Origin of the sequence: Kribbella sp. NPDC050470, assembly GCF_044458365.1 — a bacterium.
In the GTDB taxonomy this organism is placed as follows: domain Bacteria; phylum Actinomycetota; class Actinomycetes; order Propionibacteriales; family Kribbellaceae; genus Kribbella.
Genome location: NZ_JBITHV010000001.1, coordinates 397,832 through 421,410, shown reverse-complemented (window position 1 = coordinate 421,410; position 23,579 = coordinate 397,832). Strand labels below are relative to the sequence as shown.

Sequence of the window (23,579 nt, the reverse complement as noted above, 5' to 3'; positions counted from 1 at the left end):
TGTCCTGGTGGACGACCGGATCAGCCGTATCCGCGCGAAACTCGCCCAGGCGGCCGAATCCCCTGCCCTGCTGGAGTCTTTCGGCGCCAAGGCCCACGCGTACCGGCTGAAGCCGACGCTGTCCGAGGCGGAGGTCGCGGCGTTCGAGGCCGAGCATGAGGTCGCGCTGCCGGCGGAGTACCGGCTGTTCCTGCTCGAGGCCGGGGACGGCGGCGCAGGCCCGAGCTACGGGCTGGTGCCCTTGCGGGAAGCGGTCGACTGGGACGACGACCCGGTCGGCTTCCTCGCCGCCCCGAGCTACCTGGCGGACGGCGTCGCCTACCAGGACGAGGAGTACGGCGAGTTGCCTGAGCCACGGCAGGGCAGCCTCGCGATCGTCCACCACGGCTGCGCCTACTACACCCAGCTCGTGGTGACCGGCCCGGGTCGAGGCCAGCTCGTCAGTATCAACGCGGACTGGTGCGACCCGCCGTACGTGAGCGAGGATCCCGACTTCCTCACCTGGTACGAGCGGTGGCTCGACGAGCTCCTGGCCGGGTACTCGGTCACCGACTTCGGCCTGAAGCTGCTGCCTGGCGACGAGACCGCACTGCTCGCGATTCTTGCCGGTGACCCGGATCCGGACCGGCGGCAGCGGGCAGCCCACCCGATGCCGAGCGCCGCCTCGGCCGCTGCTGGAACGGCCCGCCGCCGGTGACCGCGTGACGGCCGTATACCGCGCGATCACGGCACACGGCGACGCGACCGGCCTACTGCGCCGTGCACTCGTGGACCCCGATGCCGACGTACGGCGCCAAGCCGTCCAAGCGGCCGAACAACGCAAGGAACGGTCGCTGCTGCGGGACCTTCGGAAGCTGCAGGCCACGGAGACCGACCCCGTGGTCCGCACGAACCTCGATCGCGTCGTCGGATCCTGGAAGAGCCGGTGGCCGGCGCTTCGCCGCCGGAAACCGTGACGAACACGCCGCCCAACCCGACCACCGGCACTGGCACTGGCACTTGGCACTGGCCCCCCGACGCCGGCGGCAGCGCGTGGCTCAGCGGAAGTCGCGGGAGGTGGTTTTGGCGGCGAGAGGGAGGCGTTGGAGGTGGTCGGCGGAGAGGTTGGTGACTTCGCCGGCGCGTTCTACCCGGCCGCGGATGATGAGGGCGCCGGCGGTGCGGGCGACGGTGGCGTGGCGGTGCCAGCAGCCGACGGTGATGACGATGTTGGCCATACCGGTCTCGTCCTCGAGGTTCATGAAGGTGACGCCGGAGGCGGTGGCTGGGCGCTGGCGGTGGGTGACAACGCCGGCGACCCGGACCCGGCTGCCGTCGGGCGCCTCGCGGAGCTGGGCGGCGGACAGGATGCCCTCGGCCCGGAGCTCGGCCCGGATGCGCTGCATCGGGTGACTGGTGGTGGTGATCGAGGTCGACCACAGGTCGGCCATGTCGGACTCGATGTCGGTCATCCCGGGCAGGGTGGGCGGCGGCCCCGCGGCGGTGATCCCGGCCAGCTGGCCCGGACGCTCCTCGGCGGCCCGGCCGGCTTCCCACAACGCCTGCCGGCGATCCAGCCCGAAGCAGTCGAAGGCGCCCGCGGTGGCCAGCGCCTCCACCTGGGCGGCGGTGATCCCGGTCCGGCGGACCAGGTCGGCCATCTCGGTGAACGGCCCACCCCGGTCGCGCTCCTCGACGATCAGCTTCGCGCCCTTCTCGCCGATCGTGCGCACCTCCGACAACCCGAGCCGGACCGAGAACGCGCCGTCCCGGCGATGGACGGTGGTGTCGAACGGCGCCTTCGGGTCGAACGGGCCGACCAGCGGCTGCGGATCCACCAGGCACTCCGCCGAGCCGGTCGGCCCGGTCAGCTCCTGCCCGTCGACCAGTTGCTCGAGGCCCGCGTCGACCCCGGACAGGTGCAGGTCCGGACGCCGCACCTCGACACCGTGCCGACGCGCGTCGGCGACCAGGGACTGGGGTGAGTAGAACCCCATCGGCTGGGCCCGCAGCAACGCGGCCAGGAACGCGGCCGGGTAGTGCAGCCGCAGCCACGTGCTGGAGTAGACGAGCAGGGCGAAGCTGATCGAGTGCGACTCGGCGAACCCGAAGTTCGCAAAGGCTTCGATCTTGTCGTAGATCTCGTCGGCCAGGTCCCCGGTGATCCCGTTGCGCGCCATCCCGGCGTACAGCTTCTCCTTCAGCGACGAGATCTTCTCGATCCCGCGTTTCGACCCCATCGCGCGGCGGAGCAGGTCGGCCTCGTCGCCGTCGATCTCGCCGACCGCCATCGCCATCTGCATCAGCTGCTCCTGGAACAGCGGCACCCCCATGGTGCGCTCCAACACCGGCCGCAGCTTCGGGTGCAGGTAGGTGACCGGCTCCTCCCCGGTCCGGCGCCGGATGTACGGATGGACCGCGCCACCTTGGATCGGGCCGGGCCGGATCAGCGCGATCTCGGTGACCAGGTCGTAGAACCGGCGCGGCTTCAACCGCGGCAGCGTCGCCATCTGGGCCCGCGACTCCACCTGGAACACCCCGACCGAGTCCGCCCGGCACAGCTGGTCGTAGACGCCGGCCTCCTCCTTCGGGATCGTGTGCAGCAGCCACGACTCCCCCACGTGCTCGCGGACCAGCTCCATGCAGTACTGCAGCGCGGCCAGCATCCCGAGCCCGAGCAGGTCGAACTTCACCAGCCCCATCCACGCGCAGTCGTCCTTGTCCCACTGCAGGACCGTGCGGTTCTCCATCCGGGCGTGCTCGATCGGCACCACCTCCCCGACCGGCCGCTCGGTCAGCACCATCCCGCCCGAGTGGATCCCCAGGTGCCGCGGGAACTTCAGCAACCCGGTGGCCATCTCCACCACCCGTGGCGGGATGTCGTGCTCGGTCGAGGTGATCTCCGGGCTCCAGCCGTCCACCTGCTTCGACCACGCGTCCTGCTGGCCGACCGAGTACCCCAGGGCTTTGGCCATGTCCCGGACGGCGGACTTCGGCCGGTAGCTGATCACGTTCGCGACCTGGGCCGCGTTCCGCCGGCCGTACTTCTCGTAGACGTGCTGGATCACCTCTTCGCGGCGGTCGGAGTCGAAGTCGACGTCGATGTCCGGCTCCTCGGTCCGGGTCGAGGCCAGGAACCGCTCGAACGGCAGGTTGTAGAGGATGCTGTCGACCGCGGTGATCCCGAGCGCGTAGCAGACCGCCGAGTTCGCCGCCGAGCCGCGGCCCTGGCACAGGATCCCGTGGTCGTGCGCGAACTTGACGATGTCGTGGACGATCAGGAAGTACCCCGGGAAGCCCTTCTCGGCGATCACGTCCAGCTCCCGCTGCAGCCGCTCGTACGCATCCGGGCGCTCCTCGCGGGTCCCGTACCGCAGGGCGGCGCCCTCGAAGGTGAGGTGCCGCAGCCAGGACATCGGGTCGTGCCCGTCCGGCACGTCCCGCAACGGCAGCTTCGGCTTCGCCCGGGCCAGGTCGAACGACAGCTGGTCCGCGATCGTCACCGACCGCGCCACCGCCCCGGGGAACCGCTGGAACCGGGTGGTCATCTCGGCACCCGACCGCACGAATGCCATCCCGGCCGGCGGCAGCCAGCCGTCCATCGAGTCCAGGTCCCGGCGGGCCCGGACCGCGGCCAGCGCGGCGGCCAGCTTGTGCTGCGCCGGGGTGGCGTAGTGAACGTTGTTGGTGGCAACCACCGGGAGCCCGCGGTCGGCGGCCAGGCCGGCCAGCACCTGGTTGCGGGTGGAGTCGGCCGGGAGGTGGTGGTCGACCAGCTCGACCACCACGCGGTCCTGGCCGAACAGGCTCACCAACCGGTCGAGCTCCCGGCCCGCGGCGGCCGGGCCGTCGGCGTGCCCGCCCAGCTCCAGCGCCTGCCGGACCAGCCCCTTCCGGCAGCCGGTCAGGATCAGCCAGCGATCGCGGCCATGCTCGGCGAGCTCCTCCAGGTCGTAGACCGGGCGGCCCTTCTCACCGCCGGCCAACTGCGCCTCGGTGATCGCGCCGGCCAGCTTGTGGTACCCCTCCTGCCCCTCCGCCAGCACCAGCAGGTGGCTACCCTCGGGATCGGCCACCCCGTTCTGCGGGCCGGTCAGGCCGAGGGACAGCTCCGCCCCGAACACGGTGGGCAGCTCGTACGCCGCCGCGGCCTCGGCGAACCGGGCCGCGCCGTAGAACCCGTCGTGATCGGTCAGCGCCAGCGCGTGCAGGCCCTGCCGGACCGCCGCCTCGACCAGGTCCTCCGGCTGGGACGCGCCGTCCAGGAAGGAGAAGTTCGAGTGGACGTGGAGCTCTGCGTAGGGCACCGCGTTGTCCGGGCGGCGGGCGGGGGCCGGCACGTACGGACCGCGGTGCTGTGACCACGCCGGGCTGTCGCCGCCGTCGGCCGTCACCGGGCGGTTGCCGTGGCTGCCCGGGCGCGAGCGGTTCGACAGTTTGCGCTCCAGCTCCGACCATTTGATCGGGGGATTGTTGTAGCCCATCGCACACACCTTCCGTCCACCACAAGACTAGAACATGTGTTCGAAGTAGCGCTAATCTGAAGCCATGCTTGGGCGGTTCACGGTGCGACCTTCCGACGACGGATCGAACAGATTCGGCGTCTGGGACGGCGCGGTCAACGGGTGGCGGGCAACAGACATCGACGACGAGACGGAGGCACACCGGATAGCCAGCGACCTCGACGTCCAGTACGACGCGCACGGGCCGCGACCGGCCGACGCCGTCCGGAAGGTGGACCCGCCGCAGCCGGTCCAGCGCGCCCAGTGGGCCAACGGCGAGCTCGACATCTGGATCCGCGACAACGGCGAGTGGCTCGGCCGCGTCCGCGACAAGTCCGGCCGGGTCACCTGGATCCCGGGCACCGACCTCCGCCCGCTGTAGCCGGCGAGCCCGAGCGGTTGACAGGCCGAGCGGTTGACAGGCGAGCGGTTGACAGGCGGTTGCGGGGTGCGACACTCCGAGCATGACCCGCTACGGCCAGCAGTTCGGCCCGGACTTCACCTTTCTCGGGGTCCCGGCCTGCGACCTGGACGACCCGGCGTCGTACGCGGACGCCCAGGTGGTGATCCTCGGGGCGCCGTTCGACGGCGGCACGTCGCACCGGCCGGGCGCCCGGTTCGGGCCGATGGCGATCCGGATGCGCGACTACCTCGGGCACGACGGGTCCCGGCCGAGTCTCGCGCTGCGCACCGACGGCCTGGTCGACCTGAACGTCGTCGACGCCGGTGACGTGGAGATGTACTCCGGCGACATCGAGACCGCCCTGCCCACGCTGGAGGCCGCGGTCGAGAAGGTGACCCGGTCGGGCGCGATCCCGGTGGTGCTCGGCGGTGACCACTCGATCGCGTTCCCGGACGCGAAGGGGGTCGCGAACGTGCTCGGCCACGGCCGGGTGTCGATGATCCACTTCGACGCGCATGCCGACACCGGCGACATCGAGTTCGGGTCGTTGTGGGGCCATGGGCAACCGATGCGCCGGCTGATCGAGTCCGGCGCGCTGCGCGGCGACCGGTTCCTGCAGATCGGGCTGCGCGGCTACTGGCCGCCGCCGGACACGCTGGACTGGATGGCCCAGCAACGGATGCGCTCCTACGAGATGACCGAGATCGGGCACCGCGGACTGAACGCCTGCCTGAGCGAGGCTTTCGCGATCGCCACCGACGAGTGCGACGGCGTGTTCCTGTCCGTCGACATCGATGTCTGCGACCCCGGCCACGCCCCGGGCACCGGCACTCCGGAGCCGGGCGGCCTGACCGCCCGCCAGCTGCTGGACGCGGTACGGCGGATCGGCCTCGAGCTGCCCGTGGTCGGGATGGATGTGGTCGAGGTGAGCCCGCCGTACGACCACGCGGACATCACCGCGGCGCTCGCGAACCGGGTCGTGCTGGAAGCTTTGTCGGCGATTGCCCGCAAGCGCAGGGACGAACGCGACGGCACGCACTGGGACCCGTCCCAGCCGCTGCTGGACGACCGGCCCAGCTGACCACCGTCGCTCACCTGTTCACAGCGCGGTGAGCGAGTGCCACACTCCGAAGAAGGTGGAGGTGGCGGGGACGGGCGGGCACCTCCATCGAGGATGGGGGGCTTCCATGGCGATGACGCCGCAGCAACTGTTCCGCCGCAAGCCGGTCCCGGAGATGGCGCAGGAGACCGGCACCGACACCGGCCAGAGCGAGCTTGTCCGGTCGATCGGCCTGTTCCAGCTGTCGATGTTCGGCATCGGCGCCACCATCGGCACCGGTATCTTCTTCGTCCTGGCGGAGGCGGTGCCGGTCGCCGGCCCGGCGGTGATCTGGTCGTTCGTGATCGCCGGTGTGGTCGCCGGGCTGACCGCGATCTGTTACGCCGAGCTCGCGAGTGCGGTGCCGGTGTCGGGTTCGTCGTACTCGTACGCCTACGCGACGCTCGGTGAGCTGCCCGCGGTCGGGGTGGCCGCGTGCCTGCTCCTGGAGTACGGCGTTTCCGCGGCAGCCGTGGCCGTCGGCTGGTCGCAGTACCTCAACGAGCTGTTCGACAACATCTTCGGCGTCACCATCCCGGACAGCCTGTCGCAGGCGCCGGAGCAGGGCGGGCTGTTCAACCTGCCCGCGGTGATCCTGGTGCTGCTCGTCACGCTGCTGCTGATCCGCGGCGCCAGCGAGTCGGCGAAGACGAACGCCGTGATGGTGCTGATCAAGATCGGCGTCCTGGTGCTGTTCATCGTGATCGGCCTGCAGGGCTGGAACTCCGACAACCTGTCCGACTTCGCCCCGTTCGGGATCACCGGCATCACCTCGGCGGCCGGCATCATCTTCTTCTCCTACATCGGCCTGGACGCCGTCTCGACCGCGGGTGAAGAGGTCAAGAACCCGCGGCGGACGATGCCGCTGGCGATCCTGATCGCCCTGGTCACCGTCACCACCCTCTACATCCTGGTCACGCTGGTCGCGGTCGCGGCCCAGCCGGCCGACGACTTCGAGGGGCAGGAGGCCGGGCTGTCGGCGATCCTGGAGGACGTCACCGGCTCGACCTGGCCGGCCACCGTGCTGGCGGCCGGCGCGGTGATCTCGATCTTCAGCGTCACGCTGATCGTGATCTACGGCCAGACCCGGATCCTGTTCGCGATGGCTCGCGACGGAATGATCCCGGAGCTGTTCCACAAGGTGAACCCGCGCACCCACACGCCGGTCCCGAACACCATCATCGTGGCGACCGTGATCGCCTTGCTGGCCGGGCTGATCCCGATCAACTTCCTGGCCGAGATGACCAGCATCGGGACCCTGGTCGCGTTCCTGGTGGTGTCGATCGGCGTGATGGTGCTGCGCCGTACGCACCCGGAGCTGCCGCGCGGCTTCAAGGTGCCGCTGTACCCGGTCACGCCGATCCTGTCGATCCTGGGCTGTCTGTGGATCATCCAGGACCTGCGCGCGGCGACGATCTGGGTGTTCCTGATCTGGGTCGCGGTGGCGCTGGCCTGGTACTTCTTCTACGGCTTCAGGCACTCCCACCTCGGCCGGCACGAGCACGTCGGCCTGATCCACGACGACGACGGGCCCGCCTCATGACGCTGATCGTCGGCTACGCCTCCGACGAACGCGGGAAGGCGGCCCTGCACCTGGCGGCGATGCTGGCCCGGTCCGCGAACGACGATCTGATCGTCTGCAGCGTCGTACCGGCGCCGTGGACGCCAGGGATGGCGCGGGTGGACGCGGAGTACCACGAGTACCTCGCGCAGACCGCCGACCAGGCGCTCGAACGCGCTCGTGGCTTCATGCCGTCCGACGTGCCGGCGGCTTACGTCAGGCACAGTGCGCGATCGGCGCCAGTCGGTCTGCTAGAGCTGGCCGACCATCATGACGCGCGGCTGATCGTGTTGGGGTCGTCATCGGCCGGGGTGTTCGGTCACATCGCGCTGGGCAGCGTGACCGACCGGCTGCTGCACAGCTCACACGTCTCGCTCGCCCTTGCCACACGGGGATTCCGCTGTCCGCCGGACGCCCGGGTCAGCCGGGTCACGGCGGCCTTCGGTGGTACGGCGAGCGCCGAAAGCCTGGTCCTGGCCGCGGCCACGGTCGGTGGCGACGTGGGCGCATCGTTGCGGATAGCAACGTTCGCGGTGTGGTCCCGGCCGGCCTTCACCACCCGGCTCGGCACCGAGCCCGAGGACCTGGTCATGCAGGAGTGGCGGGCGGAACTGGACAAGACCGTGAGCGCCACACTTGCCCAGGTCAAGCATCTGCCCGCCGGACCCCGGTCGGTCGAGACGGTGATCGGCGCCGGGGCGACCTGGGACGAGGCGATCGACGACGTCGGCTGGGACCCCGGCGACGTCCTCGTGGTCGGGTCGAGTGAGCTGGGGCCGGTCGCGCGCGTCTTCCTCGGCTCGCGGGCGTCGAAGATCCTGCGGCACTCCCCCGTCCCGGTCATCGTCGTGCCGCGGCACCGGGCCGAGGTGCTGGCCGAACGCGCCACCGAAGGCTGAGCCTGCCATGAGCGATCTGCTCTCGCTGTTTCCGCCCGGGAGCAGCCTCGACGCCGACGGCACCCTGGTCGTCGGCGGTTGCCGCGCCGACGACCTGGCGGTCGCTTTCGGTACGCCGGTGCTGGTCGTCGCCGAGGACGCGCTCCGCGCAAGGGCCCGCGAGTACCGCGACGAGTTGACCGCGCGCTGGCCGGACTCCCGCGTCGTCTTCGCCTCCAAAGCCTTCCCCTGTACGGCGATCCAGCGGGTGATGGTGGAGGAAGGCATCGGCCTGGACGTCGCGGGCGGCGGCGAGATCCTGACCGGGTTGAAGGCCGGAGTCGATCCGGGCCTGATCGTGCTGCACGGCAACGCGAAGAGCGACGAGGAGATCGCGCTCGCGGTCGAGCACGGGATCGGCCTGGTCGTGGTCGACAACGCCGACGACGTCGACCGGCTGGAGGCGACCGGCCGCGACCAGGACGTGCTGGTCCGCGTGATTCCCGGCGTCACCGCGGACACCCACAGCCATGTGCTGACCGGTCACGAGGGCTCCAAGTTCGGGCTCATGCCGGCCGACGCCGCCCAGTTGATCCAGCGGATCGAGCACAGTCCGCGGCTCCGGATGCGTGGGCTGCACGTCCATGTCGGATCACAGATCCTCGACGTCGAGCCGTTCGCCGAGTCGGTCGCGCCGATCGCACGGTTGGGCGAGTTCGAGGTGTACGACCTGGGCGGCGGACTCGGTGCGCGCTACACCTGGTCGGACAAGCCGCCGACGGTGTCGTCGTACCTCGATGCCCTGATCGGCGCGGCGAAGCAGCACCTGCCCTCGTCGGCGCACGTCATCATCGAGCCCGGCCGCAGCATGGTGTGCACGGCGGCGACCACGATCTACCGGGTGACGACGGTGAAGCGCGGCGCGATCACGTTCGTCGCGGTGGACGGCGGGATGGGCGACAACCTCGAGGTCGCGTTGTTCGGGCAGCGCTTCGAGGCCGGCATCGTCGGGCGGTTCGACGGTCCCGGCCTGGAGACCGCGACCGTCGTCGGAAGGCACTGCGAGAGCGGTGACGTTCTCGTGGACGGTGTGCCGCTGGCGAACCCGCGCGTGGGCGACCTGCTCGCCGTCCCCGCGACCGGGGCGTACTGCTACACGATGGCGAACAACTACAACGGCAACCGCCGGATCCCGGTCGTCTTCGCGCACGAAGGCCGCGCGCGACTCGTCGTCCGACGGGAGACCTGGAACGACCTGACGGCCCGGGACGTCGACTAGCCCTCGAAGCCGTGATGGAGCATGACGTGCTTGATCCGCGTGTAGTCCTCGAGGCCGTACATCGACAGGTCCTTGCCGTAGCCGGAGTGCTTGAAACCGCCGTGCGGCATCTCCGCGATCAACGGGATGTGGGTGTTCACCCAGACGCAGCCGAAGTCGAGCCGGGCCGACATCCGGGCCGCGGTGGTGACGTTCGTCGTCCACACCGAGGACGCCAGGCCGTACTCGGTGTCGTTGGCCAGCCGCAGCGCCTCGTCCTCGTCGGCGAACTTCTGCACGGTCAGCACCGGGCCGAAGATCTCGGTCCGGATCAGCTCGTCGTCCTGCCGCAGGTCCGCGACGATCGTCGGCTCGTAGAAGTACCCGCGCTCGCCGACCCGGCTGCCGCCGGTCGTCACCCGGGCGTGCCCGGGCGCGCGCTCGACGAGCCCGGAGACGTGGCCGAGTTGGTTGGCGTTGTTGATCGGCCCGTACAGGATGTCGTCGTCGGCCGGGTCGTAGCCGGTCCGGGTGTTGCGGGCCGCGTCGGTGAGCGCCTCGACGAACTCGTCGTAGATCCCTTGCTGCACGAGCACCCGGGTGGCCGCCGTACAGTCCTGGCCGCCGTTGAACAGGCCGCCGACCGAGATGCCCTCGATCGCGGCCGGGATGTCCACGTCGTCGAACACCACCACCGGCGCCTTGCCGCCGAGCTCGAGGTGCGCCCGCTTCACGTCGGCCGCGGCCGCCGTCGCGACCGCCATCCCGGCCCGGGTCGAGCCGGTGATCGACACCAGCTGCGGCACCTTGTGCCTGGTCAGCGCGGCGCCGGTGTCGCGGTCGCCGCAGACCAGGTTGCAGACCCCGGGCGGGAAGATCTCCTGCATCTTCTCGACCATCCAGTACGACGAGGCCGGCGTCGTGTCGGACGGCTTGAGCACGACCGTGTTGCCGGCCGCCAGCGCCGGGGCGAACTTCCAGACCGCCATCATCATCGGGTAGTTCCACGGCGCCACCTGGGCCACCGGACCGATCGGCTCGCGCCGGACCGACGAGGTGAAGCCGCGCATGTACTCACCGGCCGACTTGCCCTCCAGCACCCGCGCGGCGCCGGCGAAGAACCGGATCTGGTCGACCATCGGCGGGATCTCCTCCGACCGGGTCAGGCCGACCGGCTTGCCGGTGTTCTCGCTCTCGACCGCGATCAGTTCCTCGGCGTTCTCCTCGATCACGTCGGCCAGCTTCAGCAGCGCCTTCTGCCGCTCCGACGGCGTCGACCAGCGCCACTTCTCGAACGCGCCGGCCGCGGCCCGGCAGGCCAGGTCGACGTCGTGGTCGTCGGAGTTCGGCGCCGACGCGTACACCTCGCCGGTGGACGGGTTGACGATGTCCATCATCGCCCCGGACGCGGCCGCCTGGACCGTGCCGTCGACGATGTTGTGAAAGACCTTCTTCTCCGGCATGTCGAGCCCTCCCCGGCACCGATTCGCCCCCAGGTTCCTTCAATCTAGGCCCGCCGCACTGACGAGGAGAAGCCCATGGCGACGCATCCGCTGGACCCGCTGGACGCGGACGAGTTCCGCCGGACCGCGGCGATCCTGCGCCGGGACAAGGAGCTCGGCGGGTCCTGGCGGTTCGCCGCGATCGAGCTGCTCGAGCCGGCCAAGCCGGTGGTCCGCACCTGGCGTCCGGGTGATCCGATTCCGCGGACGGCGTTCGCCGTACTGTGGAACCGGGCCGACAACCAGGCCTGGGAAGGCGTCGTCGACCTGATCGACGACCGGGTGGAGTCCTGGACCCACGTGCCCGGTGCGACCCCGAACTTCACCGTCGACGAGTACCACGAGGTCGACGAGGCGATGCGGGCGCACCCGGACGTGATCGCCGCGCTGGCCGAACGCGGAGTCACCGACCTGTCGCTGGTGCTGATCGAGGTGTGGACCTACGGCAAGGCCCTGATGCCGGCGAAGTACCGCGACCGCCGGCTCGGCTGGTGCGACATCTGGTACCGCGAGACTCCCGAGGGCAACCCGTACGCGCATCCGGTGTCCGGGCTCAAGGTCGTCGTCGACATGAACACCCTCGAGCTGCTCGAGCTCGAGAACGACCACAACCACGGCCAGCCCGAGGTCACCGCGGAGTACGCCGCCGGCCCGTTCCGCGCCGACCTGAAACCGCTGCACATCACCCAGCCCGAAGGCGTCTCGTTCGCCCTCGACGGCAACGGGCTCAGCTGGCAGAACTGGACGCTGCGGCTCGGCTTCAACTACCGCGAGGGCCCGGTCATCTACCAGGTGCAGTACGGCGGCCGCGACATCGCCTACCGGATGTCGTTCGCGGAGCTGATGGTCCCCTACCGGGACGCGTCCTTCGACCACTACCGCCGGACCGCGTTCGACATCGGCGAGTGGGGTCTCGGCTTCATGACCACCTCGCTCGAGCTCGGCTGCGACTGTCTCGGCGAGATCGTCTACCTGGACGCCGTACTGCACGACAGCCACGGTGAGCCCTATCCGATCCCGAACGCGATCTGCCTGCACGAGGAGGACAGCGGCGTGCTGTGGAAGCACGTCGACCACACCACCGGCGCCGAGGTACGGCGAATGCGCCGGCTGGTCGTGTCGTGTCACGTCACCGTCGCGAACTACGAGTACTTGGTCTACTGGCGCTTCTACCAGGACGGCAACATCGAGTGCGAGGTGCGCGCGACCGGGCTGATGGTGACCACTCCGTTCGCCGCCGACGGCTCCGCACCGGCGACGGGCACGGTGGTGGACAAGCAAACGTATGCGCCGTTCCACCAGCACTTCCTGGTCGCGCGGCTCGACCTCGACGTGGACGGCGACGGGAACACCGTGCACGAGGTCGACTCGCGCGCGCTCCCTGTGTCCGACGACAACCCGTACGGCTTGGCCGTGGTCACCGAGTCCACCCCGATCCGGTCCGAGTCCGAGGCTGCCCGCGACTTCAACTGGGCCGGCCAACGGTCCTGGAAAGTGGTCAACCCGAACCGGGTGAACGCCTTGGGCACCCATCCGGCGTACAAGCTGGTGCCGAGCGCCTCGATCCCGCCGCTGATGGATCCGGCGACTCCCCAGTTCCGGCGGGCGCCGGTGATCGGGCACACGGTGTGGGTGACCCGGCACCACGACGAGGAACGCTGGCCGTGCGGCGCCTACCCGACGCAGTCGACGACCGACGACGGGATGACGCAGTGGATCGCCGACGACGAGTCGCTGGAGAACACCGACGTGGTGCTCTGGTACGTGTTCGGCATCCACCACGTCACCCGGGTCGAGGACTGGCCGGTGATGCCGGCCGACACGATCGCCTTCTGGCTCAAGCCGTTCGGCTTCTTCGACCGGAACCCGTCGCTGGACGTGGCCCCGGACCACGGGCACGCGAGCTAACCGTCGCCGTTGGACAGGTGGATGGTGATCAGCGAGCCCTCGGGCGCGCCTTCGCGCGATCTCGGGTCGGTGTAGGCGACGGTGCCTTCGTTCTCGGGCGAGTCGACCAGGTCCTCGGCGATCGCGACGTCGAAGCCGGCCTGGCGCAGGCGATCCTCGGCGTCGTCGGGGTTCATCCCGTTGACCGGCGGGATCTCCTTGCGGTCGCCCGCGACGGCGGTGGCCCGGGGCGCGACGAACCGCTTCAGCGGCATGCCGTCGAGCGCGTTCTGCATCGCGGTCTGCCAGAGCGGGCCGGCGGTGCCGGAGCCGGTCGGGTCGGAGATGTCCTGGCCGTCCAGGGTGTGGCGGTACATCAGGTTCGTGTACGGCAGGTTCGCGTCGGCCACGACTGCTGCCGCAGCCAGGTTGGGCGCGTAACCGGCGTACCAGACGGCCTTGTTCTCCTGGATGGTGCCGGTCTTGCCGGCCAGGTCCCAGTTGCCGAAGTTCAGCCGGCCGCCGGTGCCGCCCGGCTCCATCACCGCGCTGAGCACCCGGTTCACGCCGTCGGCGACTTCCGGCCGCAGCGCCTGCTTGCACTCGATGCCCGGGGTGTCGACCGGGCGGCGGGACTTGTCCTCGACCGAGACGACCAGCAGCGGCTTGCAGTACTTGCCGCGCGCGGCGAACGTCGCGTAGGCGTTGGACAGCATCAACGGCGTCACGTAGCCGACGCCGAGCGTCATCGAGATGACCTGGTCCAGCGGCTCCAGGGTCTGCCCGTTGTACATGCCCAGCGCCTGCGCGGTCTTGCCGATCGCGCAGAGGCCGACGCGCTGTGACAGTTGCAGGAAGTAGGTGTTCGTCGAGTAGCGGGTCGCCTCGACCAGCGTCAGGTTGCCGCCGCGGGTCGAGTTCTGCGGGTTGTAGTCCGGGTCCCTGGTCCAGCCCGAGCAGGTCTGGAACCGCTTGCCGCTCAGGTTGATCTGCTGCGGTGAGTTGATCCGGTAGTCCAGCGGGATGCCCCGGGAGATCGCGGCCGCGAGGGTGAACGCCTTCATCGTCGAGCCGTTCTGGAAGCCGCCGAACCCGCCCGCGTAGGACTTCTCGACGTTGTAGTTGTACGCGGTCTGGTAGGCGCCGCGCCCGTACTCCCGGCTCTGCACCATCGCCTTCACCAGGCCGGTGCCGGGCTCGACGATGGTGATCGCCGCGATCGCGCTGTCGGTGCGCCTGGTGTGCTCCTCGATCGACGCCTGCGCGGCCTTCTGCATCCGCCGGTCCAGCGACGTGGTCACGGTCAGGCCGCCGGTCTTCAGGTAATGCTCGCGGTCCTTGGGGGTCCGGCCGAGGGCCGGGTTCTGCAGCAGCTTGGAGACGACGTACTCGCAGTAGAACGGGTACTTCGAGCTCGCGCAGCCGTTCGGCACCTTGAGGATCCGCGCCGGGTCGATCACCGGGGTCTTCAGCGCCTGGTTCGCCTGGTGCACCGAGATGACGCGCAGCTCGAGCATCCGCCGGATCACCAGGTCGCGGCGGGCCTTGGCCCGGGCCATGTTGTTGGTCGGGTCGTAGCCGGTCGGGTTCTTCACCAGGCCGGCCAGCATCGCGGCCTGGGCGAGGGTGAGGTTCTTGGCCGAGGTCCGGAAGTAGTGCTGCGCGGCGGCCTGGACGCCGTATGCGCCGTCGCCGAAGTTGACCACGTTCAGGTACCGCTCGAGGATCTCGTCCTTGGAGTACTGGCTCTCGACCGCGATCGCGTAGCGCAGCTCGGTCAGCTTGCGCTCGTAGGTCACCGCGGTGGCGCGGTGCCGCTCCTCCGCGGTCCTGGCCTTCTCGACCAGGCTGAGCTTCACGTACTGCTGGGTGATGCTCGATCCGCCCTGCTGCACCTCGCCCTCGGTCTGGTTGCGCAGCATCGCGCGCAGCGTGCCCTTCAGATCCAACGCGCCGTGCTCGTAGAACCGCGAGTCCTCGATCGCGACGATCGCCTTGCGCATGATCGGGCTGATGTAGCTCAGCGACACCGGCACCCGGTTCTGCTCGTACAGCGTGGCGATCAGGGTGCCGTCCGCGGCCAGGATCCGGCTGCGGACGGCGACCGGCTCGATCTCCAGCTCCCGCGGCAGCGTCTGCACGGTCTCGACGGCCTTCTCGCTGCCGACCCCGGCCAGCCCGGCGAACGGGATCGCCAGCCCCGCCGCCAGCGCACCCGACATCACGCTCACGATGAGGAAGGTCACCAGTGCGCGGAGCTTGCTGCCACCGCCCCTGTCGGCGTGCATACCTCCAGGTTAAGTGGGCTGCTCACCTCGTGCCAGGCCAGCGGCGATTGCCTCGATCAGCCGCGGTCGCAGCTCGGCCGCGCTGATCACCGCGTCGACGGAGCCGACCTCGACGGCCCGCTGGATGCTGTGCACCCGGTCGAACCCGGTCGCCACCTCACCGAGCTTCTCGGCCCGTACGGCGGTCCGCACTTCTTCCAGCTCGGTCGCCAAGGCGGCCCGCTCGGCGCCGCTGGCCTCCCGGACCCGCTCGGCCAGTGCCGCGACCCGCGGGTCGGCAGCGGTCCGGGAGTTGACCTCAGCGGCGAACACGACCGCGGCCGCCGGCGCGCCGCCGATCACCGACGCGAACGAGCCCTCGACCGCGAGCACCGTCATCGACGGGTTCAGCGCCTTCGAGAACACCACGAACGCGCCGCCGTGGTAGCGCGACACCACGCAGAACACGATCGGGCCCCGGAAGTTCACGATCGCCCGGCCGATCTCGGCGCCGTACTCCAGTTGCAGGTTGCGCATCGAGTCGGGTGAGCCGTCGAAGCCGGACAGGTTGGCCAGCACCACCAGCGGCCGGTTCCCGCTGGCCGCGTTGATCGCGCGGGCCGCCTTCTTCGACGACCGCGGGAACAGCGTGCCCGCGGTGTAGGTGTCCGGGCCGTCCGCGGGCGGGAAGCCCCGGCGCGGGACCGACCGGGACTCGATCCCGAGCAGGCAGACCGGGTACCCGCCGAGGCGGGCGTCCTGCACCACCGCGGTGTCCGCGTCGGCCATCCCGGCCCAGCGCTCGAGCACCGGGTGGTCCTGGTCGGTGACGGACCGCATCAGCGTGCGGATATCGAACGCCTTCTTGCGCTCCGGGTTGGTCACGGCGGAGAAGATCTCGCCGACGGTGCGGAAGTCGCTGCCGACCACGTTGTGGGGGTACGTCGTCACGTCGCGGTTCACCGGGTCCGACGTCTCGGCCCGTCGCGGCCCGTCCTCGCCGGCGACGACGTACGTGTGGTCGTAGTGCGCCATCAGCACGTCCCGCGCGCCCTTGAGGTCGGGAGCCCAGTACTGCGCCTGGCCGTTCGGGCCCATCACCCGGTCGTAGCCGCCGATGCCGAAGTTGTCCTCGGCGGACACGCCGCCGGAGAAGTCCAGCGACTGCTTGCCGGTCAGCACCATCGCGCTGTCCGGCGTCATCACCAGGATGCCCTTGGTGTGCATCAGCATGGTCGCCTCGGCGTTCCAGTACGGCTGCGCGCCGACGTTGATGCCGGCCACGACGATGTTGATCTCGCCGCCGTCCTGGGTGAACTCGACGATCCGCTTCAGCGCCTTCGCGACCCAGTCCATGTTCTCGGTGCCGGAGTCCATCGAGATCCGGGCCCCGGCGGACAGCGAGTACCACTCGACCGGCACCCGCATCCGCTCGGCCAGGTCGAGGGCCGCGATGATCCGCGAGCACTCCCCCTCGGCCACCGCACCGAGCGCCTTGGTGGGGTCACCGCTGAGTACGACGCGAGTCACGCCCTCCGGGTGGCGCGCTGTCGGCGTGGTGACCACACCGGCGATCAGGCCGGCCTTGTTCAGACCCCGCGGACGCTCCACCGGCACCAGGGCGCCGGTGTCGTCCAAGTCGTACTCCGTCCAGCTGCCGCCCGGACCGGACACCATCCCGGCCACCTCATACGGGTAGACCGTGTTGCGGCGGCGGGAGCGCTGGACCTTCTGCGCGTAGTCGTCGAGCGGCATCAGGCGCTCGGTCGGCGGCTGCTCGACCGACGTCACGACACCTGCGCCGGGCTGGTAGTAGAACCGCGCGGCGAGCAGGTTGACCGAGTCGTCCGGGGTCAGCACCCGGCCCTGGACCAGGACCTCCTCGATCCCGGCGCCGGCAGTCAGCGGGGCGATGTTGCGGCGCAGAGCGGTCAGCTCGTCGACCTGGGCCTTGATCTCGGGCCAGATGTGCACCCAGACGTGGTTCATGTCGAGCTTCGCCCCGGCCGCGCCGCGCTCGGTGCGGGCCCGGCGGATCGCCTCCAGGCAGTTCGCGATCGCCCGCTCGGCGTGCGGCAACGAGGTCACCTGGCCGTCCTCGTCCCGGACCACCGCGAACTGGCGGACCTGGGCGAGCGCGACGAGCCGCTGGTCGGCCTCGTTGTCGCGGGCGACGCAGTGGTAGAGCAGGACGTCCTCGGGCGCGTCCAGCCGGGTGATCCGGAAGTCGTGCAGCCGCCACAGGGTCAGCCGGCGGCCGACCATCGGGTGCACGCCGCGGACGTTGTCGTCCTCGGTCACCGTGCCGGCGGCCGGGCGGTAGGTGAAGTACGAGACCGGTCCGCCCTGACCCGGTGCGACTGCGACGGTGAAACGCCGTACGTGCTGGGAGACCGGGAGGGCGTCGACCAAGTCGCGGAGGTGATCCGACGCCTCCTGCTGGCCTTCGGGCACGTCCGGGCCGTGCAGGTACAGCTCGGCGACTGCCTCGTGTCCGGCCGGGCGGGCGTCGACCTGCGCAGTCAGCGCCTGGACCAGCGCGCTGTTCGGGTCGGCCAGCTCGGCCACGGTGCCGACCGTGGTGACCAGGTGGCTGAGGCGGTCGTCGATCGAGTAGTCCGCGGTCGCGAACGGCCGGCCGTCGACGGCGAACTCCCGCAGGTCGTGCAGCTCGTACTCGCGGTAGTGCCGGCGGATCAGCACCTCGAGCATCGGCTCCCGTTCGCCCCAGCCGTGCTCCACGCGCTCGGCCAGGAAGCGGACGATCGGCTCGGGAATCGCCGCCAGCGCGTCGACCCGCTCCTTGCGGTTCGGCGCCGCCGGGTCCGCGGCCAGCGCCGCGACCTCGTCGCTGACACCCGCCAGCACCGAGATGCGGTCCGCGTCCACCAGCGGTTGGTCGAACCAGCGGAAGCGCACGCTTCGGGCCAGGTCGCCGATCACCGGGAAGCGCAGCTGCGTGGCCAGCACCAACCGGTCCAGCAGCTCGTGCGCGCCCTCGTCCACTGGCGCCGCCGGGCGCGGCTCGGCGATCCAGCGCTGCAGCACCGACGTCACGAGCAGCACGTCCGGCGTGGACCGCTGCTGGGCAAGGAAGATCCGGAAGACCGCTTCTTCCAGCTCGGTACTGCGCTCGAACTCGGTCACCCCGTAATGGCTGAGCACCCGGCTGAGGCGGGACTGGAACTCGGCCGGCAGGCCACCCCGCTCCGGGTCCAGGCTCTGCAGGTAGGCGTGGAAGTGCTCGCGCGGGCTGTGCACCCGGTTCTCGGTGCTGATCTCCTCACCGGCGGGCCGGTTGCGGCTCAGCTCGGCGAAGTCCGCGAACACCTGCAGCAGGTCGATCTCGGCGTTCACCGGCGGCTCGGTCAGCTCGGATCGCGCGGTCAGGTAGTCGGCCAGCATGCCGCCTTCGTCCCGCGGGTCGATGTCGAACCCGAGCAGCATGCTGCGCAGGTCGTCCAACCCGCGCTCGGCGCGCTCGGCCGCCGACTTCTCCCCCGACCCGTTCGGCAGGTCCAGCTTCACGCCGTTCTCGACCGGCGCAGCCTCCTCCGCCGCGCCGTCGTCCGCGACCGGCTCCAGCCGGACCAGCGGCGCGCCGGTCTCGACCTGGCTGCCGGTGGCGACGAGCAACTCCTTGACGGTGGCCTTGAACGGCGCGTTCAGCACCGTCTCCATCTTCATGCTCTCGAGCACGAGCACCGGCGCGCCGGCCTCGACCACATTGCCACTCTGGATCGGCGTCGCGACCACGAGCGCCGGTGCGGGCGAACGCAGTACGCCGCCCTCGTCGCGGCTCACCCGGTGCGTGACACCGTCCACCTCGACGAGGTGCACCGGCCCGTGCGTGGCGGTGACCAGCCGGAACCGCTGCCCGCCGACGACCAGCCGTCCGGTGTAGGAGTCCAGCCGCTCCAGCTCGGCGTCCACGACCTTGAACGTGTCACCGCTGCCGACGCCGACCCGGAACCGGTCCGGGCCGATCCGCGCGACCGTCACCCGGTACCCGACGCCGCGCAGCTTCAGGTCGATCGCGCGACCCACCTCGTGCTGCACCTGCGGCCGGCCGCCGTGGGCGGTCTCCAGCAATCGCGCCCGCTCGACCTGCTCGGCCTCCTCGTAGCCCTCGATCGCCGCCGCGACCAGCGCGACCCCGGAGTGCCGGTGCGAGACCAGTCGGCCCTCACCGCGGACCCGGTCGATCCAGCCGGTGTCGGCGCTGCCGTCGATCACCTCGGGCTGGTCCAGCAGCTCGAGGATGAAGCTCTTGTTGGTGGTGCCGCCCTCGATCAGCACGGTGGTCGCGGCCACCGCCCGGCGCAGCCGCGCGAGCGCCTCGTCCCGGGTCCGGCCGTAGGCGATGATCTTCGCGATCATCGAGTCGAAGTCGGCCGGGATGCTGTCCCCCGCGCTCACTCCGGTGTCGACCCGCACCCCAGGTCCGGCGGGCAGATCCAGTACGGCGATCCGGCCCGGCGACGGCGCGAAGTCGCGGTCCGGGTCCTCGGCGTTCAGCCGCGCCTCGACGGCGTGGCCGGTCTCGGCCGGCTTGCCGCCGTCCAGCCGGCTGCCCGAGGCGACGTGCACCTGGGCCTTCACCAGGTCGAAGTCGGTGGTCAGCTCGGTGATCGGGTGCTCGACCTGCAGCCGGGTGTTGACCTCCAGGAACGCGAACGTCTTGTCGCCTGGGTGATACAGGAACTCGACGGTCGCAGCGCCGCGGTAGCCGACCGCGAGGGCCAGCCGCTCGGCGGATGCCTTCAGGTCGTCGACCTGCGAGGCGGACAGCAGCGGGGAGGCGGACTCCTCGATCACCTTCTGGTTGCGCCTTTGCACCGAGCAGTCGCGGACGCCGAGCGCCCACGCCGTGCCCTGGCCGTCTGCGATGACCTGCACCTCGACGTGCCGGGCACCGGTGACGAGGCGCTCCAGGAAGACCACGCCGCTGCCGAACGCACGGGCGGCCTCCTCACTGGTCCGCGCGTACGCGTCCTCCAGTTCCTCCGCGGACCGGATCACCCGGATGCCGCGGCCGCCACCGCCGGCGGTGGCCTTCAGCATCAGCGGGTAGCCGATCGAGGCGGCGGCCTCCAGGGCGGCGTCCAGCGACTCGACGGCGCCACGGCTCCAGGGCGCGACCGGTACGCCGACCTCCTCGGCGATCAGCTTGGATCCGATCTTGTCGCCGAGCTTGCGCATCGCGTCGGCCGGCGGGCCGATGAAGGTGACGCCGATCCGGTCGCAGAGCTCCGCGAAGGCGGGGTCCTCGGCGACGAAGCCCCAGCCGACCCAGGCCGCGTCGGCCTCGGTCTCGCGCAGGGCGCGCTCGAGCACTTGCAGGTCAAGGTACGGCCGGGCCGAGGCCGGGCCGAGCGGGTAGGCGATGTCGGCCTCGCGGACGAACGTCGCGGTGCGCTCACCGTCGGTGAACAGCGCGATCGTCTCGATCGGCTCACCGCCCTCGGCGTTGAGCTCACGCACCGCGTTGATCAGCCGCATCGCGGCCTCGCCCCGGTTCACCACTGCGATACGCTTGAACATCGACCGCCTCCGTGTCTCACCTTGCGTTGTGCGGAAGGGATCGCCGTCCGCGCGCACAGGTTTTCAGCCCGGAAGCATTACCGTCGAGTCGCCCCCCTGATCCGGTGCGTCGTCACTCGTGGTAACTAGCTCAGGAGCGCCTTCGTCGCCGGTACGACGTCCGCCGCGAACCGGGTGATCTGGGTCAGGTTGTGCTCCTCCGGCCAGAAGACGAACGTCCGGAACGGCTGCTCGGTCGCCAGCCGCGCGAAGAACTCGGCCCACTGGTCCGGGGTGCCGCGCAGCGGCGCATCGCCGCGCGTCGTGTCGGTGTCACCGGGTACGTCGGTGATCGTCCCGACCACCTGTGCGATCCGGAGCACGTCCGACGGATCCCGGCCGGCCGCCTTGGCCGCCTCGTCGATGATCGCGTTGGCTCCGGCCCACGCGTCGTACGGGAGGTAGTGCGGGATCGGCGCGGCCCAGCCGTCGGCGAGCCGCCCGGTGAGGCGCATCGACCTCGGGCCGACCGAGCCGACCCAGATCTGGATGTCGTGCGCCGGCAGCGGGCCGGGGCGCAGGTTCAGCGAGTAGTACTTGCCATCAGCAACCACTCGGTCGGACCCGGTCCACAGCCGGCGGAGCAGCCCGATGCCCTCCTCGAGTGCTTCGAGCGCTTCGCCCGGAGTCCGCTCCGGACCGCCGATGCCGGTGATGCCCCGCGGGATCCCGCCGGCGCCCAGGCCGAGCTCGAACCGCCCGCCGGACAGTACGTCGAGGGCCACGGCCGACTGTGCCAGCAGGCCCGGCGGCCGCAGCGGGAGCGGCGCGACATCCGGGAAGAACCGCAGCCGCTCGGTCCTCGCCAGCAGATCGCCGATCACCGTCAGCGCGTCCAGGTGGCTGGGCGCGTACGGGTGGTCCTGGACCGCGATCAGATCGACCCCGCCCTCGTCGGCCGCCGCGACCAATTCCCGATGCAGCCCGACCTGCTCGGTCGGCGTGACCTGTACTCCGAACTCCACCATGCCCGCAAGCTTGTCAGTTGAAGAGCACTTGAGCTCAAGCAAGCTGGATGGAGTCACCGGAGACGGTGATCTGCTTGGCCGCCAGCGGCGCCGGCGCCGGGTCCTTCACCACCGACCCGTCCGCGATCGCGTACTTGCTCCCGTGGCAGTCGCAGTTGATCGTGCCGCCCTCGACACTGGCGACCGGGCACTGCTGGTGCGTGCAGATCGAGGTGAACGCCTTGAACGTGCCCGCGGTCGGCTGCGTGACGACGGTCTGGCTGTCGGCGTGGATGATGCCGCCGCCGACCGGTACGTCGGCGGTCTTGGCGAGCACCGCGCCGGCCGGAGCCGAGGTGGCGGGCGGGCTCTGCGGTTCGCCGTACGTGCTGCAGCCGGCGACCGCGGCGACGGCGGCCGCACCGGCGGCGAGGACGGTACGGCGACTCGGTTCGTCCACGGCGGGTCCTCTCAACGAATGATGCCGAAAGTGGTGAGGAACCACAGCGACGAGGTCAGCCACAGCCCGGCCAGGCCGGTGAAGACCGCTCCACCGAGGGCCGGCAGCAGCCAGCGCGGCAGGTCGTTCCGGGTCAGCGTCAGCATCTTGGCCGCGAACGCGCCGTAGAAGAAGCAACCCAGCAGGGAGTGGATCAGCACGCGCGGTTCGTCGTACCGGAAGCCCAGCGCGTACAGGCAGTGCGCGACCACCGGCAGCGTCACCGCGATGGCGGCTCGCCCCGACCATCGATGCAGCGGCCCGACCCATCGCCGGCCCGACAACGCCTTGATGTGCCCGAGCAACGCCCCTGCCGACACGAGTTGTACGACGGCCAGCAGCAAGGCCAGCGTTGCCAGCCATGCCTTCACCGACTGTGGACTGGAGAAGCCGGCCACGTTGATCGCGACACCGGTCGGGTCGTGCAGCCGCCCGTAGACACCGAGGACGATGGCGACTGCGGCGCCGACGGACAGCGGGATCACGGCCCTGCTCGCGACTCGGACCGGCGCCGTCGTCGTCATGGCTCTCCTCAGAACGTCTCGTCGCCGGTGATCGACGTGGCCGTGACCGGGCTGCCGCCGACCGTCGCCGTACCGCCGGCGGCGTCGAGTGGCGGCGCGGGGGCCGGGGTGCCGTCGTTGTCGACACCGACCTGGCTGCCGTCGGGCAGGACGATCCAGCCGATGGTGTTGCTGGAGGTCCGCGCGCGGTACAGGCCCGCCGGCGGGTCGGCCTTGTCGATGGTGAAGGCGAGTTGGCGGCCGCGGACGGTGACTGTGCCGGTCACGGCTTCGGCCGACAGGATGGCGGTCAGACGATCACCGGACTTGGAGCGCAGCACGAGACGGCCGGCGTCGTGGGTTCCGGTCAGCCAGGCCTCGACGCTGCGGCCGTCGCAGACGTACGCGACTGCTTTACCGCCCTTCACCGCGATCGCGAGCGTGGCTTCGCGTCCCGTCGTACGACCGGTGAAGACGGCCACGACCTGCTGCTGGGTCGGTGTGGCTGTCGGAGTGGGCGGCGGGGTTGTCTGGGTCGCGTCGGGTGATGGAGTGGCGGTGGCAGGCGCGGTGGCGGGCGGCGACGCGAGGGTGCCGGTCTGGGTGCTGTTCACGACGAGCAGCGCGACCAGCCCGACGGCTGCGGCCGCGAGCGTGACCAGCGGACTGCGTTGTCCCATCTCCCCCACCTCTCAGAAGAGAATCGCGGCC

At 70.6% G+C, this 23,579-nt stretch carries 15 protein-coding genes and 1 pseudogene; 8 read left to right on the top strand and 8 right to left on the bottom strand.

Annotated features, from left to right (window positions below; all coding sequences use genetic code 11):
* Nucleotides 1-7 precede the first annotated feature (7 nt).
* Nucleotides 8-697, top strand: coding sequence for an SMI1/KNR4 family protein (locus tag ACIBGM_RS01860; RefSeq protein ID WP_396384167.1), 690 nt, complete (start codon nt 8-10; stop codon nt 695-697).
* A gap of 4 nt (nt 698-701) precedes the next feature.
* Complete coding sequence (locus ACIBGM_RS01855; RefSeq protein ID WP_360515543.1) at nt 702-956, top strand: HEAT repeat domain-containing protein; 255 nt, start codon at nt 702-704, stop codon at nt 954-956.
* 81 nt (nt 957-1,037) lie between these two features.
* On the opposite strand, the gene ACIBGM_RS01850 is transcribed toward ACIBGM_RS01855, so the two are convergent.
* Nucleotides 1,038-4,463: an error-prone DNA polymerase gene (locus tag ACIBGM_RS01850; RefSeq protein WP_360515540.1), complete on the bottom strand. Its 3,426-nt coding sequence runs from the start codon at nt 4,461-4,463 to the stop codon at nt 1,038-1,040.
* Between the two features lie 64 nt (nt 4,464-4,527).
* Here ACIBGM_RS01850 and ACIBGM_RS01845 point away from each other — a divergent pair, with 64 nt between their 5' ends.
* The 5 genes from ACIBGM_RS01845 to lysA all read left to right on the top strand — a co-directional run bounded on the left by ACIBGM_RS01845 (nt 4,528) and on the right by lysA (nt 9,701).
* Nucleotides 4,528-4,863 (top strand): hypothetical protein, encoded by a 336-nt coding sequence (locus ACIBGM_RS01845; protein WP_360515537.1) that lies wholly within the window; start codon nt 4,528-4,530, stop codon nt 4,861-4,863.
* Nucleotides 4,864-4,945: 82 nt separating this feature from the next.
* Nucleotides 4,946-5,965 carry an agmatinase gene (gene speB / locus ACIBGM_RS01840; protein ID WP_396384166.1) on the top strand — a complete coding sequence of 340 codons (1,020 nt, stop codon included), beginning with the start codon at nt 4,946-4,948 and terminating at the stop codon, nt 5,963-5,965.
* Between the two features lie 106 nt (nt 5,966-6,071).
* Nucleotides 6,072-7,526: an amino acid permease gene (locus ACIBGM_RS01835; protein WP_396384165.1), complete on the top strand. Its 1,455-nt coding sequence runs from the start codon at nt 6,072-6,074 to the stop codon at nt 7,524-7,526.
* Nucleotides 7,523-8,443 (top strand): universal stress protein, encoded by a 921-nt coding sequence (locus tag ACIBGM_RS01830; RefSeq protein WP_360515529.1) that lies wholly within the window; start codon nt 7,523-7,525, stop codon nt 8,441-8,443. Before ACIBGM_RS01835 ends, ACIBGM_RS01830 begins: the two co-directional genes overlap by 4 nt.
* Before the next feature lie 7 nt (nt 8,444-8,450).
* Complete coding sequence (gene lysA / locus ACIBGM_RS01825) at nt 8,451-9,701, top strand: diaminopimelate decarboxylase (RefSeq protein WP_360515526.1); 1,251 nt, start codon at nt 8,451-8,453, stop codon at nt 9,699-9,701.
* Here the strand turns inward: lysA and ACIBGM_RS01820 are convergent.
* Nucleotides 9,698-11,143 carry a gamma-aminobutyraldehyde dehydrogenase gene (locus ACIBGM_RS01820; RefSeq protein ID WP_360515523.1) on the bottom strand — a complete coding sequence of 482 codons (1,446 nt, stop codon included), beginning with the start codon at nt 11,141-11,143 and terminating at the stop codon, nt 9,698-9,700. The genes lysA and ACIBGM_RS01820 overlap by 4 nt on opposite strands.
* Before the next feature lie 72 nt (nt 11,144-11,215).
* Between ACIBGM_RS01820 and ACIBGM_RS01815 the strand changes: the two are divergent.
* A pseudogene (locus ACIBGM_RS01815) lies at nt 11,216-13,090 on the top strand (primary-amine oxidase); the annotation flags it as partial.
* On the opposite strand, the gene ACIBGM_RS01810 reads toward ACIBGM_RS01815, so the two are convergent.
* The 6 genes from ACIBGM_RS01810 to ACIBGM_RS01785 all read right to left on the bottom strand — a co-directional run bounded on the left by ACIBGM_RS01810 (nt 13,087) and on the right by ACIBGM_RS01785 (nt 23,548).
* On the bottom strand, nt 13,087-15,357 hold the full coding sequence (locus ACIBGM_RS01810; RefSeq protein WP_396384164.1) for a penicillin-binding protein: 2,271 nt from the start codon (nt 15,355-15,357) through the stop codon (nt 13,087-13,089). The pseudogene ACIBGM_RS01815 and the gene ACIBGM_RS01810 overlap by 4 nt on opposite strands.
* Nucleotides 15,358-15,366: 9 nt before the next feature.
* A complete protein-coding gene (locus tag ACIBGM_RS01805; protein WP_396384163.1) occupies nt 15,367-20,880 on the bottom strand; it encodes a carboxyl transferase domain-containing protein in 5,514 nt (1,837 codons plus the stop codon).
* Between the two features lie 125 nt (nt 20,881-21,005).
* A complete protein-coding gene (locus ACIBGM_RS01800) occupies nt 21,006-21,887 on the bottom strand; it encodes an LLM class flavin-dependent oxidoreductase (RefSeq protein WP_396384162.1) in 882 nt (293 codons plus the stop codon).
* Nucleotides 21,888-21,921: 34 nt separating this feature from the next.
* On the bottom strand, nt 21,922-22,326 hold the full coding sequence (locus tag ACIBGM_RS01795) for a Rieske (2Fe-2S) protein (RefSeq protein ID WP_396384161.1): 405 nt from the start codon (nt 22,324-22,326) through the stop codon (nt 21,922-21,924).
* A gap of 11 nt (nt 22,327-22,337) precedes the next feature.
* Nucleotides 22,338-22,889 (bottom strand): DUF6529 family protein, encoded by a 552-nt coding sequence (locus tag ACIBGM_RS01790; RefSeq protein WP_396384160.1) that lies wholly within the window; start codon nt 22,887-22,889, stop codon nt 22,338-22,340.
* Between the two features lie 8 nt (nt 22,890-22,897).
* Nucleotides 22,898-23,548 (bottom strand): hypothetical protein, encoded by a 651-nt coding sequence (locus tag ACIBGM_RS01785; protein ID WP_360515505.1) that lies wholly within the window; start codon nt 23,546-23,548, stop codon nt 22,898-22,900.
* Nucleotides 23,549-23,579 lie beyond the last annotated feature (31 nt).

Bases quoted from the DNA above. Each gene is read 5' to 3' on its own strand.
- ACIBGM_RS01820 (WP_360515523.1), bottom strand. From the start codon at position 11,143: ATGCCGGAGAAGAAGGTCTTTCACAACATCGTCGACGGCACGGTCCAG.
- ACIBGM_RS01810 (WP_396384164.1), bottom strand. From the start codon at position 15,357: ATGCACGCCGACAGGGGCGGTGGCAGCAAGCTCCGCGCACTGGTGACC.
- lysA (WP_360515526.1), top strand. From the start codon at position 8,451: ATGAGCGATCTGCTCTCGCTGTTTCCGCCCGGGAGCAGCCTCGACGCC.
- ACIBGM_RS01785 (WP_360515505.1), bottom strand. From the start codon at position 23,548: ATGGGACAACGCAGTCCGCTGGTCACGCTCGCGGCCGCAGCCGTCGGG.
- ACIBGM_RS01805 (WP_396384163.1), bottom strand. From the start codon at position 20,880: ATGTTCAAGCGTATCGCAGTGGTGAACCGGGGCGAGGCCGCGATGCGG.
- ACIBGM_RS01835 (WP_396384165.1), top strand. From the start codon at position 6,072: ATGGCGATGACGCCGCAGCAACTGTTCCGCCGCAAGCCGGTCCCGGAG.
- ACIBGM_RS01845 (WP_360515537.1), top strand. From the start codon at position 4,528: ATGCTTGGGCGGTTCACGGTGCGACCTTCCGACGACGGATCGAACAGA.
- ACIBGM_RS01850 (WP_360515540.1), bottom strand. From the start codon at position 4,463: ATGGGCTACAACAATCCCCCGATCAAATGGTCGGAGCTGGAGCGCAAA.
- speB (WP_396384166.1), top strand. From the start codon at position 4,946: ATGACCCGCTACGGCCAGCAGTTCGGCCCGGACTTCACCTTTCTCGGG.
- ACIBGM_RS01790 (WP_396384160.1), bottom strand. From the start codon at position 22,889: ATGACGACGACGGCGCCGGTCCGAGTCGCGAGCAGGGCCGTGATCCCG.
- ACIBGM_RS01800 (WP_396384162.1), bottom strand. From the start codon at position 21,887: ATGGTGGAGTTCGGAGTACAGGTCACGCCGACCGAGCAGGTCGGGCTG.
- ACIBGM_RS01830 (WP_360515529.1), top strand. From the start codon at position 7,523: ATGACGCTGATCGTCGGCTACGCCTCCGACGAACGCGGGAAGGCGGCC.